General features: G+C 60.7%; 15 protein-coding genes and 2 pseudogenes. 10 read left to right on the forward strand and 7 right to left on the reverse strand.

Features of this window, described 5'->3' with window-relative positions:
- Positions 1-66 precede the first annotated feature (66 nt).
- The 3 genes from AN936_RS04905 to AN936_RS04915 are packed head-to-tail and all read right to left on the reverse strand — an operon-like array spanning position 67 to position 3,523.
- A complete protein-coding gene (locus AN936_RS04905; RefSeq protein ID WP_024310637.1) occupies positions 67-1,071 on the reverse strand; it encodes a tyrosine-type recombinase/integrase in 1,005 nt (334 codons plus the stop codon).
- Positions 1,068-1,982, reverse strand: a complete 915-nt coding sequence (locus AN936_RS04910; protein ID WP_054587156.1) for a tyrosine-type recombinase/integrase — start codon at positions 1,980-1,982, stop codon at positions 1,068-1,070. The genes AN936_RS04905 and AN936_RS04910 overlap by 4 nt, the downstream gene beginning before the upstream one ends.
- On the reverse strand, positions 1,976-3,523 hold the full coding sequence (locus tag AN936_RS04915; protein WP_011540750.1) for a tyrosine-type recombinase/integrase: 1,548 nt from the start codon (positions 3,521-3,523) through the stop codon (positions 1,976-1,978). The genes AN936_RS04910 and AN936_RS04915 overlap by 7 nt, the downstream gene beginning before the upstream one ends.
- Between AN936_RS04915 and AN936_RS04920 the strand changes: the two genes are divergently transcribed.
- The 3 genes from AN936_RS04920 to AN936_RS04930 are packed head-to-tail and all read left to right on the forward strand — an operon-like array spanning position 3,508 to position 6,622.
- Positions 3,508-5,424, forward strand: a complete 1,917-nt coding sequence (locus tag AN936_RS04920; protein WP_420496837.1) for a strawberry notch C-terminal domain-containing protein — start codon at positions 3,508-3,510, stop codon at positions 5,422-5,424. The two genes, AN936_RS04915 and AN936_RS04920, sit on opposite strands and share 16 nt — an antisense overlap.
- Before the next feature lie 53 nt (positions 5,425-5,477).
- Positions 5,478-5,891, forward strand: coding sequence for an MbcA/ParS/Xre antitoxin family protein (locus AN936_RS04925; protein WP_054587158.1), 414 nt, complete (start codon positions 5,478-5,480; stop codon positions 5,889-5,891).
- Positions 5,888-6,622, forward strand: a complete 735-nt coding sequence (locus AN936_RS04930; protein ID WP_054587159.1) for an RES family NAD+ phosphorylase — start codon at positions 5,888-5,890, stop codon at positions 6,620-6,622. Before AN936_RS04925 ends, AN936_RS04930 begins: the two co-directional genes overlap by 4 nt.
- Before the next feature lie 64 nt (positions 6,623-6,686).
- On the opposite strand, the gene AN936_RS04935 is transcribed toward AN936_RS04930, so the two are convergent.
- Positions 6,687-7,295, reverse strand: coding sequence for a DUF6933 domain-containing protein (locus tag AN936_RS04935; RefSeq protein WP_234715747.1), 609 nt, complete (start codon positions 7,293-7,295; stop codon positions 6,687-6,689).
- A 631-nt stretch (positions 7,296-7,926) separates the two neighbouring features.
- On the opposite strand from AN936_RS04935, the pseudogene AN936_RS25400 reads away from it, so the two are divergent.
- Positions 7,927-8,226: pseudogene (locus AN936_RS25400) on the forward strand (toll/interleukin-1 receptor domain-containing protein); the annotation flags it as partial.
- A 350-nt stretch (positions 8,227-8,576) separates the two neighbouring features.
- On the opposite strand, the gene AN936_RS04940 reads toward AN936_RS25400, so the two are convergent.
- A complete protein-coding gene (locus tag AN936_RS04940; protein WP_054587161.1) occupies positions 8,577-9,083 on the reverse strand; it encodes an Hsp20/alpha crystallin family protein in 507 nt (168 codons plus the stop codon).
- 22 nt (positions 9,084-9,105) lie between these two features.
- On the opposite strand from AN936_RS04940, the pseudogene AN936_RS04945 reads away from it, so the two are divergent.
- Positions 9,106-9,309 (forward strand): annotated as a pseudogene (locus AN936_RS04945) (transposase domain-containing protein); the annotation flags it as partial.
- A 191-nt stretch (positions 9,310-9,500) separates the two neighbouring features.
- Here AN936_RS04945 and AN936_RS04950 read toward each other — a convergent pair.
- Positions 9,501-10,595: a Zn-dependent alcohol dehydrogenase gene (locus AN936_RS04950; RefSeq protein WP_054590112.1), complete on the reverse strand. Its 1,095-nt coding sequence runs from the start codon at positions 10,593-10,595 to the stop codon at positions 9,501-9,503.
- Positions 10,596-10,921: 326 nt separating this feature from the next.
- Entirely contained in the window at positions 10,922-12,277 is a 1,356-nt protein-coding gene (locus AN936_RS04955; protein ID WP_012112698.1) for an IS1380-like element ISPme1 family transposase, read from the reverse strand.
- Between the two features lie 87 nt (positions 12,278-12,364).
- On the opposite strand from AN936_RS04955, the gene AN936_RS04960 reads away from it, so the two are divergent.
- From AN936_RS04960 to qatD, 5 genes are all read left to right on the forward strand, one after another.
- Positions 12,365-12,688, forward strand: coding sequence for a hypothetical protein (locus AN936_RS04960; RefSeq protein ID WP_054587163.1), 324 nt, complete (start codon positions 12,365-12,367; stop codon positions 12,686-12,688).
- 262 nt (positions 12,689-12,950) lie between these two features.
- Positions 12,951-14,870: a KAP family P-loop NTPase fold protein gene (locus tag AN936_RS04965; RefSeq protein WP_084758181.1), complete on the forward strand. Its 1,920-nt coding sequence runs from the start codon at positions 12,951-12,953 to the stop codon at positions 14,868-14,870.
- A gap of 335 nt (positions 14,871-15,205) precedes the next feature.
- Positions 15,206-15,772, forward strand: coding sequence for a Qat anti-phage system associated protein QatB (gene qatB, locus AN936_RS04970; protein WP_109798779.1), 567 nt, complete (start codon positions 15,206-15,208; stop codon positions 15,770-15,772).
- Complete coding sequence (gene qatC / locus AN936_RS04975) at positions 15,769-17,049, forward strand: Qat anti-phage system QueC-like protein QatC (protein WP_054587166.1); 1,281 nt, start codon at positions 15,769-15,771, stop codon at positions 17,047-17,049. Before qatB ends, qatC begins: the two co-directional genes overlap by 4 nt.
- Entirely contained in the window at positions 17,046-17,816 is a 771-nt protein-coding gene (gene qatD, locus AN936_RS23990; protein WP_084758182.1) for a Qat anti-phage system TatD family nuclease QatD, read from the forward strand. Before qatC ends, qatD begins: the two co-directional genes overlap by 4 nt.
- Positions 17,817-17,946 lie beyond the last annotated feature (130 nt).

Genomic DNA, 17,946 nt, shown 5'->3' on the forward strand with positions numbered 1-17,946 from the left:
TTCCTTCGGTTTTCCATGATTTCACTCCAGATAATATGCGGGTTAGAGGGAGTGTTCGAAGACGGGTCAGGCCCGCCTTCGAACGTCGGTGAGCATTGTGATCAAGGCGTCGGAAGGCGGCTTGAAGCGCCCCGGCTTGATCGCAGGGGCACCGTGGGCTGCGAGAATCTGCAGCTTCTCTTCGGGATCGGCGCGCAAGTAGGTCTCGGTGCTCTGGATACTGGCGTGGCCGAGCCATAATGCGACCTTGCGAATGTCCCCCGTCGCCGCGAGCGTGTGCATCGCGCAAGAATGACGAAGCACGTGGGGTGTGACGCGCTTCCCAAGGATCGACGGCTGCTTCGTCGCTGCCGTCTTGACGTGCTCGGCCAATCGGAACGCAAATCCGTCGCGGGTCATCGGCTGCCCGTTGGCATTGAGGAAAATCTCGGTGACCTCAACTTGAGGCCGGATCGCAAGCCATGCGCGCAATGCGATCTGGGTCTCCTTCCACAGCGGCAGGACCCGTTCACGTCGCCCTTTGCCCATGATGTGCATGGTGGACAGGGAGCGGTCCGGGAAATCGCCCAGTTGCAGCGTTACGAGTTCCGACACCCTCAGTCCGCCAGCATAGGTAAGATGCAGCATCGCGCGATCACGGGTGCCGAGGCGTGTCCGGGGATCGGGTGTATCGAGCAAAGCCTTGATCTCGGCCCGGTCGAGGTAATCGATCAGCGCCTTGTCTGTCTTCTTGGTCGGGATTGCTCTGACACGGAGTGCCTGATCGAGGCAGGCTGGAATCCGGTACTCGATGTATCGGAAGAAGGATCGGATCGCGGCGAGCCTGCCATTGCGGGTCCGCACGCAGCTGCCGCGGCCGATCTCCACATGATCGAGGAAGGCCATGATCATGTCTGTGCCGAGATCCTCAACCTCGAGATCGGTCGGTCGGCGCTTCAGCCGATCGGCAGCGAACTGGACGAGGAGGACGAAGCAGTTGGCATAGGTCTTCACCGTGTGCGGGCTGACGGCGCGTTCGCGCGGCAGATGTTCCCGCAGATATGCCGAGAGATGGGGAGCAAGCGCCGTCATGCCGCTTCTCCTTGAAAAAGTTGCTCGCTTGCAGCCGCAATGTCGCGCAGCAGCACTGGCGTGGCTTCGAGATACCAGTACGTGTTGGCGATCGACGCGTGCCCCAGGTAGACACTGAGACCGGCCATGTGGTGGGCAATGGCCTCCCTGTCACGCGGGCAGGACTCAAGCGAGCGAACAGCGAACGTATGTCGCAGATCGTGGAGTCGCATGCCTGCCGTACCGGTTGCTCCACGATATCCGAGAAGCCGGGCCAACCTGACGAACACGACGTGGGCGCGCACCTTGTGCGGCGCCCGCCCCCGGATAGTGACGAACAGGTCATTACACTTGGCCGGGTGCTTCGCGCGGATCGCAATGTAGGCTTCGAGTGCTTGGCGCGTCGATGGCTGCAAGGCGATCAGTCGCTGCTTGCCGAACTTGCCGTTGCGGACGACCAGCCCATCCTCGACCAGATCGTTGCACTGTAGCGCGAGAGCCTCGGAAATCCGGAGACCTGTCGCCGCGAGCAGGCCGAACAGGTAATGGTACGTGTATGGGCTAATCGTGCCATGGGGCGGAACGTTCAATGCCGCCGCCATGATCGCCCGCACCTGGTCCGCTTCGATTATGGTCGGAGTGGGACGTGGCCGCTTCCCCCGGCCGAAAACGCCGACAGGCGGGACTTCGTTGTCTGGGTTCTCGGCATGAGCGAAAAGGCTGAAGTTACGAGCAGCGTCGTACCTATGGCGAGCCACGTTTTGCGAGCTTGCCGTGTGGCACCAGTCGTAGATGCGCTGCACTCGGGTGTGCCGGTCACCGAAGCGTTCAGCGAAAGCGGCGTATTGGCGCAGCAGTCGTTCCTGTTCCGAGAACTTCCGCCCCAAGCTGCGATACAGCGAGACGTATCTGGCAATCTGCGTGCTCAGCATGACGGTTCTCCCGGCCATGGCTGCGCGATTTTCATGAGCATCGGCAGGTCGACCTTGGCGTAGATGGCGGTGGTCTCGGGCGAGCTGTGGCGCAGGATCGTTCCAACGGACTCCAGCCCTGCGCCCGCGCGCAGCAAGTTGGTGGCAAGCGAATGCCGGAAAATGTGCGATCCGGTCGGCACGCCTTCGATCCCGCCGCGCTCATGCGTGCGTGCAACGATGCCGGCGATCTCCGCCGATGAGCGGAACGAACGGAACGGGGCTTGCGCGCGCACGAACAGATGCGGATCGGCGGTCTTGGGACGCGCCGTGGCAATGTAGTCCAGGATCGCGTCACCGACGTCCTGAGGCAATGGCAGGCGATCAGGCCGACGCGTCTTGCCCTTGACCGTCAGGTGGCCCGAGCGCCAGTCGATATCGTCGAGGTGCATATCCCGAATATCACCGGCACGCAGGCCAAGCCGGGCGAGCAGGAGAATGATGGCCTTGTCCCGAACTTCCACCGGGCGATCAGTCGGACATGCGCCGATGATCTGCTCGATCGTTGCCGGGTTAACGTGCCGGGGCAGCGTCGAAAGACGGTAGCGTTGCACTGATGGGATCGCGTGCAACAAAGCTGGACGGCAAATACCCTGCACGACCAGGAACCGAATATAGCTCCGTATTATCGTGACGAGCAGTGATGCCGAACCCGGCGTCTCCTTGCTTCGTTGTTGAAACGCCCGTCTGAGGACGGCTGCATCCCATTGTGAAGGCTCGCCGAGCATAGGCGCGAGCCGCCTGATATCGGCCCGGTAGCGCCGGATCGTCTCATCGGTCGCGCCGCGGTGTTGCTTGAGCCATGCCAGATATGCCGCCATGTGCGGGTCGTCATCCGACACCAGTTCGACTGAAGGGATGACACCGCGGTCGCGCAAGAACTCGACGAAGTGCCGAGCGCCTCGCCGCCGCCGCTTCGCGCCCGAGGCAACAAGCTTGCCTCGCTTGCGCCAGACCGGACATCGACAATCATGCGCGCCGTACTGGTCGATGATCGTGTCATCGATATCGGCCCATTGTCGTCGCGCAATGCGAAGCCAGGCCGCGAAATGCTCGGCCTCGGATCGATAGGACTGGGCCGGTCCTTGCGCGAGTTGCAAGCGATCGATCCCATCGAAATAGTCGGCGAGGTGCCGTGGCAGATCGTCGATCCCGTCGTCGACACCGACGTAGCCTTGATCCTCCAGGAAGCGGACGAAGCGCCTGACTCGCGCTGCAATGTCCGCCTTATAGACTGGCTGCTGCGCCGAATACCGGTGGCAACGGCACCGATGCTTCTCGAACCGCCGAACGGTCCGATCGTCGATCGTGCGGATCGCGATCCCATGCAGTTCCATCCAATGCAGGAAATGACGGGCCGCAGCGCCAAACAGAATCGCACTGCCTGACCTCTCGTCGAGCGACAGAGAGGAGAGGAATGCGGTGAGTAGAGCGTCGTGACTGGGCGGGTCTTCGACCCGGAGCCGGGCCGCTCGAAACGACAATAATGATCTTGATCGCATGTTGGTTCCTTCGACTTGTTCAGGTCGAGGGAACCGTAATTATCTGGAGTGAAATCATGGAAAACCGAAGGAAACCTGCGTCTCTCGCCGCCACGCTCGACATAAACTGCGACTGCAAAGAATACGTGATCGACTATCTCGCCAAGAGCTTTCCCGTTCGCCTGATGGCCGTGTTTACCGACGAAAATGGCAATCCTCGCTCCGAGCCGATGAGCGACGAACTCGGCGCGCCCGTGCTGTGCCGATCAGCACTCGCCGCGCGCGACCGGATGATCGAGCAGCTCTGTGCATTGCCGCCCATCGCCACAGCCCTCGATGCCATCATCGAACGCTTCGGCGTTGACCAGGTTGCGGAAGTCACCGGTCGCACCCGTCGGCTCATCGTCGGCCGCGATGGTCGTCAGAAACTCCAATCCCGCTCGCCGAGAGCCAATGTGGCCGAAACCCAGGCATTCATGGACGGTGACAAGCGCATACTGGTGTTCTCCGATGCTGGTGGAACCGGGCGCAGCTACCATGCCGATCTGGCCGCGAAGAACCAGGCCCGCCGCGTCCACTTCCTGCTTGAGCCGGGCTGGAGGGCTGACGCCGCAATCCAGGGGCTTGGCCGGACCAATCGCACCAATCAGGCGTCGGCGCCGCTGTTCAGGCCCGTGACCACCGATGTGCGCGGCGAGCGCCGCTTCATCTCGACGATCGCCCGGCGCCTCGACAGCCTCGGCGCTCTGACCCGCGGGCAGCGCCAGACCGGTGGCCAGAACCTGTTCGATCCTGCCGACAATCTCGAGAGCATCTACGCCAAGGAGGCGCTCCATCGCTGGTTCGGCCTGTTGTTCACCGGCAACCTCGAAGCGGTAAGCCTCGGACGCTTTCAGGACCTGACAGGCCTGCGGATCGAGGCGCCTGACGGGTCGATGGTCGATGACCTGCCGTCGATCCAGCGCTGGCTCAACCGCATCCTGGCGCTTCCCATAGCCCTGCAGAACGCGATCTTCGATGAGTTCATGGGGCTGGTCGAAGCGCGTATCGATGCCGCCCGGCAGGCTGGCACGCTCGATCTCGGCCTCGAGACGATTGCAGTCGAGGAGTTCACGGTCCTATCGGACACGCTGCTACGCACCGATCCGGCATCGGGCGCGACGACCCATCTCCTCGAACTGGAGATCGCCAGGGCCCTGAAGCCGCTCACGCTGACGCGGCTCGAGGAGACTCACGGCATCACGGGGCAACGGCAGCGACCGGTTCGGAACGCCCGTTCAGGTCGGGTCGCCCTGCTGGTCCCCGCGCGTAGCATTCTTGCCGATGACGGCACGCGCGTGGTCCGCTTCGAATTGCTGCGTCCGCTGGGGCGCAGTCATATCACCGAAGATCAATTGGCTGAGAGCAGCTGGGAGGACATTGCCATCGGCGCATTCCGCGAGGCGTGGGCCGCCGAGGTGGAAGAGGCGAGGACCAGCCACAAGCGCGAGCGCCTCTATCTTGCGACGGGCCTCCTGCTGCCGGTCTGGGACAAGCTGCCTTCGGATTTCGTGAGGGTGAACCGCATCTCGGCTGCGGATGGCCGGTCGCTCCTTGGCCGGGAGGTTCCCGTCCACTGCGTGCCCGAACTGTGCCGAGCGCTGGGTCTGGAACGCGAGCAAACTCTTTCCGCCGACGACGTTGTAAAGACCGTCTTGGCAACGGGCAGGGCCATCGAGTTCGCGGGCCGCGAGCTGCTCATGGTCAAGCGCAGCTTGGTCAATGGCTCACAGCGAATTGAGCTTACGGGATGGAGTGCTGCTCGGCTCGACTGGTACAAGGCCCAAGGCTGCTTTACCGAGATCGTCCGCTATCAGACCCGGCTGTTCGTGCCGATCGAGGGCGCGGCGAGCGTGATTGCCAGACTGGCATCATCGGTATAGCTCCTTGCCAAATGGCATTGTTCGGCGTACATGATGCCATATGGAGAACTGCCATGCTGGCGCTGCAACCCGTTGATACTGCCGTTACTGCTTTCCGTCCCGATCCGATAACCCAGGACGAGGCATCTGCCATGTTCCGGGCAGTCCTCAATCTGTTCGGCAAATGGGAACTGACCGACGAGCAGGCTGCAACCCTGCTCGACATGCCGGTGCGCTCCTATCGCCGATGGAAGGCAGAAGGCCCCGGGCGTATTTCGCGTGATGGGCGTGCGCGCCTGTCCAACCTCATGGGGATCCACAAGGCGCTCCGGATCATCTTCTCCGAAGCGACCCGCGGGTATTCTTGGATCAGAGCAGCTAATGAAGCGTTCGGCGGAGCCAGTGCGCTCGACGTGATGCTGGGAGGCGAGCTGACCGACATCATGCGGGTGCGTCGCTACCTCGACGCCGAGCGCGGTGGCTGGTGAGCGAAGCACCAGAAATCCCCGTTTCTAGAGTTGAGTGGAAGGGCGCTGTCAGGATCATCCGCAGTGCCTTTCCGCCGATCGACCTGTTCGAAGACATCGCCGATCCCGCAGACTGGCCGCTGCTGATCTTGGCCGAGCAGAAGACCAATCCTCGCATCATGGCGAAGATTGGTAATCTCGACCTCGTTCCGGTTGACCGCCGCGTTGGCGGCAACGGCGCCTCCTACCTCATGGCGCCGTTCACCCATGTCAGCATTGACCGGCCAAGCCGTTTTACCGACGGAAGTTATGGCGTGCTCTATGTCGGCGACCGGTTCGAGACCGCGCTGTTCGAGACGATCCACCACCATGCCCGATTCATGGCACGAACCCACGAAGCGCCTGGCTGGACCTCGCAGTTCCGGGAGATCGTCATGACGGTCGATGCAGACCTGCATGATCTCCGGCCTCAGGCGGGGAAGCCGGATTCGGCGCTCGATCCCGACAGCTATGCCGCGTCTCAAGCGCTCGCGCGGCACCTTTGGGGTGCGGGATCGGACGGGATTGCTTACCCGAGCATCCGGCACCCCGGCGGGGAATGCGTCGCGCTATTCTACCCGGATTGCGCATCAAATCCGCTTCAGGGGCGGCACCTCGACTATCACTGGGATGGCGCGCGGGTTGATCTGTTTCGTGATGCGGGATCGGGCGCTGTCTTCCGGATTGTCGATTTGCCGCCCGATCTCGTCTGACCGAACCAGCTGGGTTTCCAGACAGGTGCTGTAGGATCTCCGAGCGCAGTTGACGGCCGCTGGCTCATGCCTGCGAACCAGCCTTAACGAGTTCATGAAGGGCTTTGTCCGGCGACACCGGGCCCTTATACAGCGGGCTACATGGTGTCTCCGCTAACTTGGCGGAAATCGCCAGGAGGTCGTCATCATCACCCTTCTCATAGGCATAGGCGGCCAGCCAGAACTCGGCCTGCTTAACGAACTCATTGAGGATGCCTACGACGCTCCGGTTCGCCGTCTTAGCGTACTGGACCTTGTCCATTCGCCAGACTTCCTGTGCGATGAATTCAGATGAGACGCCGTGCTCCTTCAGAACCAGCGCCAGTTGTGCGGGAAAGCGTCGAGCAAGAGTGGCCGCTGGGGCTAGCGGCATTAGCACGGGAAGCAGCGTGCGCTCAGAAACCAGCACAGCGACTTGCGGCTTCCAGAATATGGCCGTGGCATACCAGCTGCCCAGTGCTGTGTCGCTTGGCCCAGACGCAACGATTTCCGGCTTAATGCGATCAAGCAGCTTCTTGGTGCAATGGAGTTGGAACATCACGGCGCAGGATAGGGTTTGGCTTCCAGCGCGTCCACTGAAGCTGCCGACCTTGCTGCCGAAATGGCAAGAACCGCCGACATAGCCGCCGTTCACCAGCTGGGGATCACTGCTGAAACCCGCCCTTCATTCAGTACCGAGGATTGACTGCTCTCAGGCCTCGCCCGTGGCCCGCTTAGCGGCCAAATTATCGTGGAAAGCGGACGCTAAGGCGGCGACATTCCTTCGAACTCCCAGCGATTTCAAGCAGCAAGCTTCGTAGCGACTGAAAACTAATCAGGCCCTTCCATCAGCTCGGTCGCGCCTGGCGACGTTGAGCGTAGTCGGCGGTGGCGGGGAAAAAGCCATAGTGAGCACACTCAAAAGGGAACAAAAAGAGATCGAATATCATCGGCGCTTATGGCATAGCGATTATGACGGTTTGCGAATTCAACTTGCTGGCGGGGGCATCATGGCGATCGAGTTCCGGCGTGGCGGCCGCAAGGTATCCAGCGGAGAATTCTTCAAGGGCATGATGGATGATGCTTTCGACGAGGTAATGAACAGCTATGCCGAAGAGGTGCATGGCAAGGCGGCTTCGGTCGTCGATCCAGCGACCGGCAAACACGCACCGGTCTTCGTGCGACGTATCGGGAAACAGGGCTGGACCGTCTTCACCAGCGGGTCGCCTGCCTTCGCGCGAGCGCTGGAACAAAGATTGGGGCTCGACAGGGGAGAAGTCCACGGCATGAATGAACCGGCAGATCGTGAACGCCTAGTCTATCTCGCGCACGCATCAGAAGACAAGCCAATCGTGAAGCCTCTGGCCGAAGGCCTGCTGCAGCGCGGTATCAATGTCTGGTATGATAATTGGGAAATCGGATATGGCGACAGCCTGCGTCGCAAGATGGAGGAAGGCCTCGGCAACTGCACGCATTTCGTCGTCCTGCTAACCCGGACTTCGATTGCCAAGCCGTGGGTCAATGAAGAAATCGACGCCGGGCTGATGAGCGCGGTCGAAGGGACGGCAAAGTTCATCGGCCTGCGCCATGACCTGCCATTGTCGTCTGTATCGCGGTTTCTCAAGACCCGGCTCACTCCCGAATATAGCCCGGGAGAAGACGGCATCGAAGCGCTGGCTGCTGAGATTTTCGGCGTTAGTAAAAAGCCTCCGCTCGGTCAGACACCCCGGTATGTGCAACAGCACGAGGCTGGCTCCACCTGGTCGTCGTCTGCGCGCGTCGTCGCCGAATATTTCGTGCGGAACAGTGAGTTGGGCCATTCGATGGATCCGCAGGCTAATTATGCAGAGATCCAGGAGGCGACCGGACTGCCTATGCCTGATGTGCGGATCGGGGTGCTCGATCTTGTCGGCGCCGGACTTCTGGAAAAGGAAGATTATTTGGAATTCACCGGAATCCGACGGACGTTCTCTGCGGCCGATGCCGATTTCGGTACGGTGACGGTGAGAACGCCGTTCTTGAAGGTCGCGTTGGCCTTGTCCTGCTCGATGCCTCGAGGAAGGCCGATGCGGCGCTCGAACCGTCCGTAGCTGCGTTCGGAATAGCCCCGGTCCTTGTCCTCGACCTCGGACTTCTTTTCGCCGCGAAGCGTCAGAACGCCCTCCTCGACGATCACTTCAACATCCTTCTCGTCGAGCCCGGGCAGCTCGGCCGTGACGCGGATCTCCTTGTCGGTCTCGGCAAGCTCCAGGCTCGGCGAGAGAATGCCGCGTTCCGCGCTGGCAAGCGACGGCACGCCGAAGCCCCGGAAAACGTCGTCGAACAAACGGTTCACTTCACGATGCAACGAAAGCAGGGGGTCGCTCGCCTCGCCCGCCGCGCTGACCTGAGCAGGGACCCTGTTTTCCTGCCGGCTCCAGGGGATCAAATCGCGAATCGCCATGACTCCAGATTCTCCAGGCCACCTCTCTTTGAACCGAAAGAACGCGCTCTTCGCCGGCTCCGACGAAGGCGGCGACAACTGGGCGGTCATCGCCACGCTCATCGAAAACTGCAAGCTGGGCGCGATTAACCCCAACGACTGGCTGACCCAGACCCTCACTGCGCTCGCCAACGGCCATCCCGCCAATCGCGTTCATGAACTCATGCCCTGGACCGCCGTGGGCTGAGGCCACCGCTTACAGATGTTTTATTGCAAACCTTGATTCGCTTCAACGACGCGCCGGTCGATGCGTTTGAACAACAGTCGCCCTATCCTTAAAGGCGAGCTTGATTAGGATGTCCGCATATCATTGCCGATGGTCGCCATTTTGCGCAACCATCGGCTCACTTGATCAAATCAATTAACCGTGGATCAGGCTTAGAAGGATGTAATTACGCTGCGCGCAATTGAGCCCCCCTTCAGTTCCTTATAAGCCTCGTTAATATCGCTCAGATTGATCTCGCGGGAAATCAGATCATCGAGGTTGATCTTTCCCTGCAGATAGAGGTGGGCGTACATTGGAATATCGTGCTTGATATTGGACGATCCCATATAGACGCCGCGCAGATCGACCTGTTGGGTCAGCAGATCAATCGTCACATTGACGTCGATCGTGCTCGTGGGAGAGTGAACGCCAATCAAATAGGCGCCACCGCCTTTGCGAACCATCTGGATCGCCTGTTGCGAAGTCGCTTTGATTCCTACAACCTCGAAGGCATGATCGACGCCGCCGTCAGTCAGGGCCTGCACCGCATTCACGGTGTCGCCAGCCGACGCATCGATAAAGTCGGTTGCACCGAACTTGCGGGCTAGGTCAGCCTTTTTGGGTTGCATATCGATCGCAATGATCCGTGACGCACCGGCCAGCTTAGCGCCGGAAATCACATTGAGGCCAACGCCGCCGATGCCGATTACCGCCACAGTATCTCCTGGCCGGACCGAAGCCGTGTTGATGGCCGCGCCCGCACCGGTGATCGTGCCGCAGCCCAGTAGCGAAGCCTGAGCGAAAGGCAGTTCCTTTGGTACAAGGGCCAGCTGATTCTCATGCACCAGCGCGCGTTCTGCAAAGGCGCCTGTACCGAATCCCTGTGCAACCCCCTCGCCGTCCCTGGTCAAGCGATGCATATGGTTGGGATCGTCACGCAATGTTTCTTCAGGCCTGGTGCATTGATAGGTTCGGCCGCCAATACAGGCCCGGCAATGACCGCAAAACTGGATCAATGATCCTACTACATGGTCCCCTACCGAAAATTCTCGTACTTCAGGGCCGACAGCGAGAACGACGCCTGCCAGTTCGTGACCCAAGACGGCCGGCAGGGGGACCCCGAAATCCTGTTCGGCAAAATGCAGGTCAGAATGACACAGACCCGAAGCCTTGACTTCCACTAGCACCTCTCGGCCGCGCGGAACGTCGATCTCAATCTCCTCGATCTGGAATGTTCCGTCGAGATTGTTAAGTATCGCAGCTTTCATTATGGTCTCCTGGATTATTCCATAGAATTGTGTGCATGAATGGCTCACGCGACCGCCATGCAATTCGATGAGTATCGTAATTGCTCGGCCCATCTTGCATTTTACCCGACATTCCCCAAGTGGCCTGCCGCTTGACTTCAAGATCGCCTGATTTTGCTCGCTGGGCAAGCGTTTTTCGCCCCGAGCGGTGTCTGTCGTCGCGCAAACGGCCGAAGTCGGGTGGATCAAGCCTCGAACCCGCAGCATTCTGGCCCGGCAGAGCCGCTTTTCCGCGCGGCAGACGGACCTGTCCTGCCGCTTTCGTTCAGCTTGGGCATGGATCGTGGTCATGCGCATGACGGAGGCGTTCGAAGACGGCGGATGGCGGCAAGGACGGCCCGCACCATCGGGCCGGTGACGGCGACCTCGGCCAACTGGAAGGTAATGGCGCGGGCGTGGCGGACGACGCGGGCGCCGATCTTGATCAGCTTGAGTTGCAGGCTGGTCAACGACCAGTCCGCCATGGCCTCGGGCAGTTCGATGCAGCGCAGGAAGGTTGCCAGGTTGTAGGCCAGCGCGTGCAGTTGCAGCCGCACCTCGTTGTGCCGGAACTTCCGGCATGACAGCCGCGTCCAGCGAAAGGCATATTTGCCTTCCTTGATGTGCTGCTCTGCGGTGCCGCGCTGGTTGTAGAACCTCACCACCCAGTCTGGCTCCATCGGCAGGTTGGTGACGATGAAGCCGACTTTGGGGAACAGCTCGCCCGGATGCCATTCGATCTTGGCGATGACGCGGCGCGGCTTGTCCCAGGACGCCGCCTGATACTCGAAGTCCTCGAAGAACCGTTTGACCTTGGTCAGCGAAGGCCGTCCCACGGGCCGTGTCAGCCGATGCGCGATCTTCTCGCGCAAGACGGCGTTGGCGGGCAGACGGATGGCGTAGAAGAACCTGGCTTCTTCCAGCCGCATATAGATCGCGGGGATCGCGTAGGCAGCGTCGGCCCGGAAGAAGCGTCCACCAAGGTCGCGGCCAGCATATCGGGCAATGACGGGATCAAGGACATCCCGCCAGCCATCGGCGCTGTGGACATTGCCGTTACGCAGGGCGCAGCGCTCCAGCATGCCAAACTGGTTGAACAAGAAGATGGGGTGATAGCAGGTGCAGTCGAAATGCCCGTTCCAGGCAGCACCTTCCTGATCGCCGTGGGTGGGGCTGACCGAGCTGTCCATGTCCAGCACGATGTATTTCAACCCGTTGCGGTCATGAAACCGGTCGATCCATTGGCCGTTCAGATCGGCCAGCGCCGCCCGGTTCGCGGCCAGAGCCAGCGTCTCGGTCTCGAACCGTCCCATCTGCGATGCCGAAGCAGCTTGCGCCTCGACGGCCCTGCCGCCAACGACCTGACGCATCACGGGATCGAGGGCCAAGCGGTCGGCATCGTTCACATCCTCGTATCCGGCCAGTCGTCCGAACACCGATTGCCGGAACAATCCGTCAAGCCGATGGAGCGTGTTCTTCCCGGTGCGGCTGTCTCGCAGCGCCTCCGACGCCAGATTGGACAGGCCGAGCACGTCATCAAGCTCGCGCATCACCAGCAGGCCACCGTCTGAACTGATCTGCGCACCACGGAACTCCAGACGCACACGGCGGTCGAAATCAACCCGATCTCCCCGCGCCAAGCCCGCACCCTCCAGGTGATCCATGAAACGCGCCCCTCGCAGCCGTCAACGCCATGATTTATATGCGAAATATCACGATTACGACAGCGAAATCAGCGACTTACTTGGAGAATGTGGGATTATATCGGCGGAGAATCGCATATCTGGCCGAAGGGCGACCTTTTCGCGACATTCGATGGCGTATTCATGGACTGGAATCCCGAGATTGACGCCCGCGATCTCGCGGTCCGGCTCATCAATCTCGACACCGACCAAGCGGATGCCGAGGAGGTGGATCAGGCGCTTGGCTGGGGGGCCCGCCGCTTCAACGCGGCGGCCGCCTATCTGGTCTCAGCGCGGATAGTCCAGCCCATCGAACACTCGGGTGGCAATGGCTATTGGCCCTGTGGCTTCTTGATGGGTGATGAACTGCTGCGTTTCGTGAGAAGTCTCTGACCCTGCCCGGCAACACAGCCGTCGTTCGAGGCGGCAAATGGCACCCCTAAAAGCTGCCCTACTTTCACAGGCAGCGTTGGCGACCCCGATCAACCGGCATGGGACGGTTACGACGGTTGGCTTTCAGGAGAGAGATAACACAGCTGCCGGTCAGTAATATCCACGCGTAACCCACAGAAACCTCTCAGATTTTGATGAAGTTCCGGCTTGACGTCAGCAATCAACGTGGAACATGCTGCGAATATTCGGGGGTGAGGCTTAGATGTGGTCAGATAACGAGACTATCCGTGACTTGGTCAACTTCTCTCATGTTGCAGATATCGCTGCCGAACGGATAGTCGGCGCAATGGGCGAGCCGCTATCGGTCGGCATTTCAGGTGACTGGGGCGTTGGCAAATCGTCGATGATGAAGCTGTTGCGTACCTCGCTCGGCAAGCACACGGACGTCGAGTTCCGCTTCGTGGAATTCAACGCCTGGCTCTATCAGAATTACGATGACGCCCGTGCCGCCCTGATGGAGGCAATCGCCGCTGCCGTGGTCGAACAGGCCGTTGCGAAGAAGGACTCGCTTTCGGAAACGGCGCTGAAGCACGCCCGTAGTCTGTTCGGTCGCGTGAAGAAGCTCAGACTGCTGGGTCTCATCGGCTCTACGGCGATTGACATCTACTCAGGCGGTCATCTTACGCCATTCCTCGCGGCGGGGATGGGGACGGTAACCGGCTTGCTCGACGGTGAAGTTACTGGCGAAGACCTAAAGAAGGCCGAGAAACTCGCTACGGACACCTACGAGGGCGGGAAAAAGCTGGTCGGCGACAAGAAGCCGGACGCGGCGCCCGAACCGGAAGAGGCTGATAGTCCGCGCAAAGCCATCCAGGCCTTTCGTGATGATTTGGAAGCGACGCTGACCGAACTTGGCGTAACCCTCGTGGTGCTAATTGACGATCTGGACCGCTGTCTGCCCAAGACCGCAATCGCGACGCTCGAATCGATGCGTTTGTTTCTCTTCCTGAAGCACACCGCCTTCGTCATTGCCGCTGACGAGGGCATGATCCGGCAGGCCGTGCGCTCGCATTTCGAGAACGCGACGCTCGATGACGATCTCGTCACCAACTATTTCGACAAGCTAATCCAGCTGCCCATCCGCGTGCCCGCGCTCGGCACCCAGGAAGTGCGGGCATATCTGATGATGCTGTTCGTAGATGCCGAGCCGGATCTCGACGGTACGGTGAAGGACAGTGTCCGCGAGGCCGTCTGCAAGCGCCTGGCTCAATCTTGGACCGGAGCTCGGGTCGATAAGGCATTCGTATCGGACGCGATCAAGAACTGCCCACCGAACGCCGAATGCCCATCGGGCTTGCTGAACCGCCTCGCGCTTGCTGAGCGGATCGCTCCTATTCTGACGACATCGCCCAAGATTCGTGGCAATCCCCGCCTCATCAAGCGCTTCCTCAACACCCTATCAATGCGCACCTCCATGGCGCGAATCCAGTCAGTAACTGTGGACGAGGAAGTGCTGGTCAAGCTTCTGCTGTTCGAACGCTGCGGCGACAAGGATGCCTATGCCGAACTGCTTCGCGCGGTGAACGAATCCGAGGACGGCTACGCTGCATTTCTTGGGGACATGGAGCGGCGCGCTCGCGGCGATGACACCGCGCCAGAGCTGGAAAAGCCATGGAACGAAGCGTTCCATATGAACTGGCTCACGCTGGACCCCCCGCTTGCTGATAAGGATCTGCGCGGCGCGCTCTACGTCGGTCGAGAAAGCCATCCAATCATTTCCCGTGCGGACGAATTGTCGTCCGAGGCGATGGAGGTGCTCGACATGCTCCTGAAGCTGAATTCGGCGAGTCCGATTGTCAGCGACGAGATCGCGAAATTGTCGAATCCGGAAATCGGCCGAATCACCGACAAGATCATCGTGAGGGCAAGGAACGAGGTATCTTGGGGGACACCCCCGATCCTCAACGCCTTGCAGGCGCTCGCTGCCGCTTCAACGACTTCTGCCCGTGCAGTCGTCGCCTTCTTCAGTGAGGTGCCGTCCAGTCAGATCAAGGCATCCATCGTACCGCGTCTCGCAGCGCTTGTCTGGGGGCAAGAGGTGCTCACCGCTTTCCACAAGCGAGGTGACTTGGCCGTTCCGGCAAAGAATGCCGTCACGAAATCAATGAAGGGGGAGAAATGATGGGCACGTCCGCCTCTAGCCGCGGCCCGGGATCTGGCCCCGACATTCCGATTGTACCCCCGTGGGTCGACAGTCCGCCACAGCAGCCCGCGCCCCAACCTCCGCAGCCAATACCCACACCGGGGCAAACGCCGACGTCCCCCTCTCCGCAGGCGCCTCAGTCGCCAAATCCTCAGGTTCTCCCGCCACCAAACCCCCAGCCGCAGCCTCAGCCCGAACCCTCGCCACCTGGCCGGTGGCGCGGGGTAAGGACGTCGCTCGGCAAATTCGGAGGCGGGGGCGACGACCGCGGCAGGCACTTGCGCCGTGGACTCGGCCACTATTCGCGGAGCGGCATGGGAGGCAGCGGCAATGCTGCGCGCCGGATGGGTGGTTCGGCCAGAACAGCCAGCGTCCTGCACAGCGCTCTGACCGCGCTGGCGAATGGAGAACCTCTTCCTCAGGAACTGGGGATTGACCCGCAGGCCCTGGTCGGGCTGTCACCATCAGAGTTTGCTGACGCTCTCGTGGATGCTATCCGCCCGATCGACGGAACGCAAGACGCCGAGGCAACACGTGATTCGGTGGCGCGAGCGCTATCCGACATGCTGGACCAGAATGCCGATATCACCAGCTTGACGCCGCAACAGGTCGATCAGGTCACAGCCTCGACCCTTGGATATGACGTCGCCCTGCGCATCGAGCTGGATGTCGGAAAAGCGATCATCGCCAAGGCCCCCACGAAGGGTGACGGATTGGAGCGGCTCCAGGAAATGAAGGACTATGTGCGCGAGATCGTAGCTGCTGAATACGCAGAGGAGCGCTCCAGCGTTGGGACCGTCGGTCGCGCAGCTATTGAGCGGATTTCGCGCAACGCGATTCAACAGGCATTCGAAGTGTTTGAGGAGGATGGCGAGCTGTGATCAGAGTCGCATGCCTTCCCGAGAATCTCCCGGACCAAGCCGGGACTGATCTGCGGTTCGACATTTATTCCCGATCGCGTCTCGCAGGACGCGGGCGGGTCGGCAACTTGGTTCCCGGCCGTGTCCGTCGGTTTGGCCTCCGGCCATCGGTCGATGCCTGGGATTTCACGTCGTTCGCGATGGCCGTGGTTGCTGCCGACGAGGCGGTATCACGCGAGCGTAGCCCAGATGGATGGACACGTGAGATCGGGCTGACGGTTGCCGTCTCCTTGCCAGATTTCTGGAACTCGCAGCGCGCCCGCCTGACCCAGGCGCTCCGCTTCCTGTCTGGAGACATCTGGGAACTGGATTTCATCGGAGACGGTGCTGCTCCCACGACCAGCGATCCCTCGCGACTGCGCAACGAGGACATGGTCTGTTTGCTATCAGGCGGCATGGACAGCCTAATCGGAGCAATCGACGTCGTTGGTGAAGGGCGCAGTCCGCTTTTCGTAAGCCAGATGGCCAAAGGCGACACTGCGGACCAAAAGATGTTCGCTCACGCCATCGCGCCCCATAGCCTGCATCTTCAACTCAACCATCATGCCCGTCCACCCGGGCCATCAGAACGATCTCAGCGTGCTCGCTCGATCGCCTTCCTCGGCTTCGGAGTGTTGGCAGCGACCTGCCTGCGGCGGCATCATGATGGCTATGAGGTGGAACTCCGCATCCCTGAAAACGGCTTTATCAGCCAGAACGTGCCGCTGACCCCGCTGCGCACCGGAAGCCTCAGTACGCGCACGACGCACCCATATTTCCTGCGCCTCATTCAAGAGACCCTCGACGCGGCCGGCTTGCGGGTCCGCTTGAATAACCCCTATGAGCACAGCACGAAGGGCGAGATGCTCTCGGGTTGTACGGACCAAGCCCTTCTGGCTCAGCTGGTCGCCGATTCGACCAGCTGCGGGCGTTATTCTAGAACAGGCTTCCAGCATTGTGGTCGCTGTGTGCCCTGCCAAGTGCGGCGTGGCGCCTATCTCGCGTGGGGGCAGAACGACGAAACCACCGACGGCTACAAATACGGACCATTGGGCCAAGATGACGTGCGGCATGCCCGGTTCGATGACGTTCGGTCTGTCGCCATGGCCGTTGAAACAGTGCGCCGATATGGCATCGACGAGCTGATTGGCGGTGCGATGAATGCGCGTATGCTCGGCGACGTTACCCCCTATCGTGAGGTCGTCCGGCGTGGCATCGCGGAATTGGCCGCGCTCCATGCTCATCTCGGTGTCACTTGATCGACTTCCACTGCCATATTGATCTGTATCCCGACCCTCTGGCCGTCCTTGACGAAGTCGATGCAAGAGGGACCTATGTATTGGCGGTCACGACGACGCCGAAGGCTTGGCGTGGGACAAAAAAGCTGGTCGGAGATCGCCAGCGGGTTCGCGTTGCTCTTGGTCTGCATCCCGAGCTGGTCGCACAGCGCTATCAGGAAGTTCCCCTGCTATGCGGCCTACTCCCAGAAGCTCCATATGTCGGGGAAATCGGGATCGACGGAAGCCCGCCGCACCGGGGTTCGCTCGATCTACAGAAATCTGTCTTCGATCGCATACTTGCCGAATGTGCGACGCACGGCGGGCGGGTCATGACGATCCATTCTCGCGGAGCTGCAACTGCAGTGCTGGATGCACTTGAGCGCCAGCCCGATGCCGGGGTGCCTATCCTTCATTGGTTCAGCGGCACAATGAGAGAGTTGGAACGGGCAGTTCAACTCGGTTGCTGGTTCTCCATAGGACCTGCGATGCTCCGCTCCCGGAAGGGCCGCGAGTTGGCGGCAGCCATGCCGCTGGATCGGCTGTTGACGGAAACGGATGCACCTTTCGCACGAGATGGCGAAAACCCTTTGATGCCGTGGCAGGCTTACGATTGCTTGGGTGAACTGGAAACGATCAGTAACCTAGGCATGGGGGCACTCGCCTTGCAGATTAAAAGAAATTTGAAGCGACTTGGACAATACAAACAGTCACCCCGCTTAACGAAATCGGCGCCGCTGAGCGGTTGACGGCGGCCATGCGCCATTGCCGTTCGTTTCCCGCCATTCTCGCTCGTCTGAAACCGAACACCATCATGGCCGTCTTTCGAGTCGGGCTCTTGGGCTTAGTCGGCTAACGGGTCCAGTGCGGCGAAGAATG

Source organism: Sphingopyxis macrogoltabida (assembly GCF_001307295.1).
Taxonomy (GTDB): Bacteria; Pseudomonadota; Alphaproteobacteria; order Sphingomonadales; family Sphingomonadaceae; genus Sphingopyxis; species Sphingopyxis macrogoltabida_B.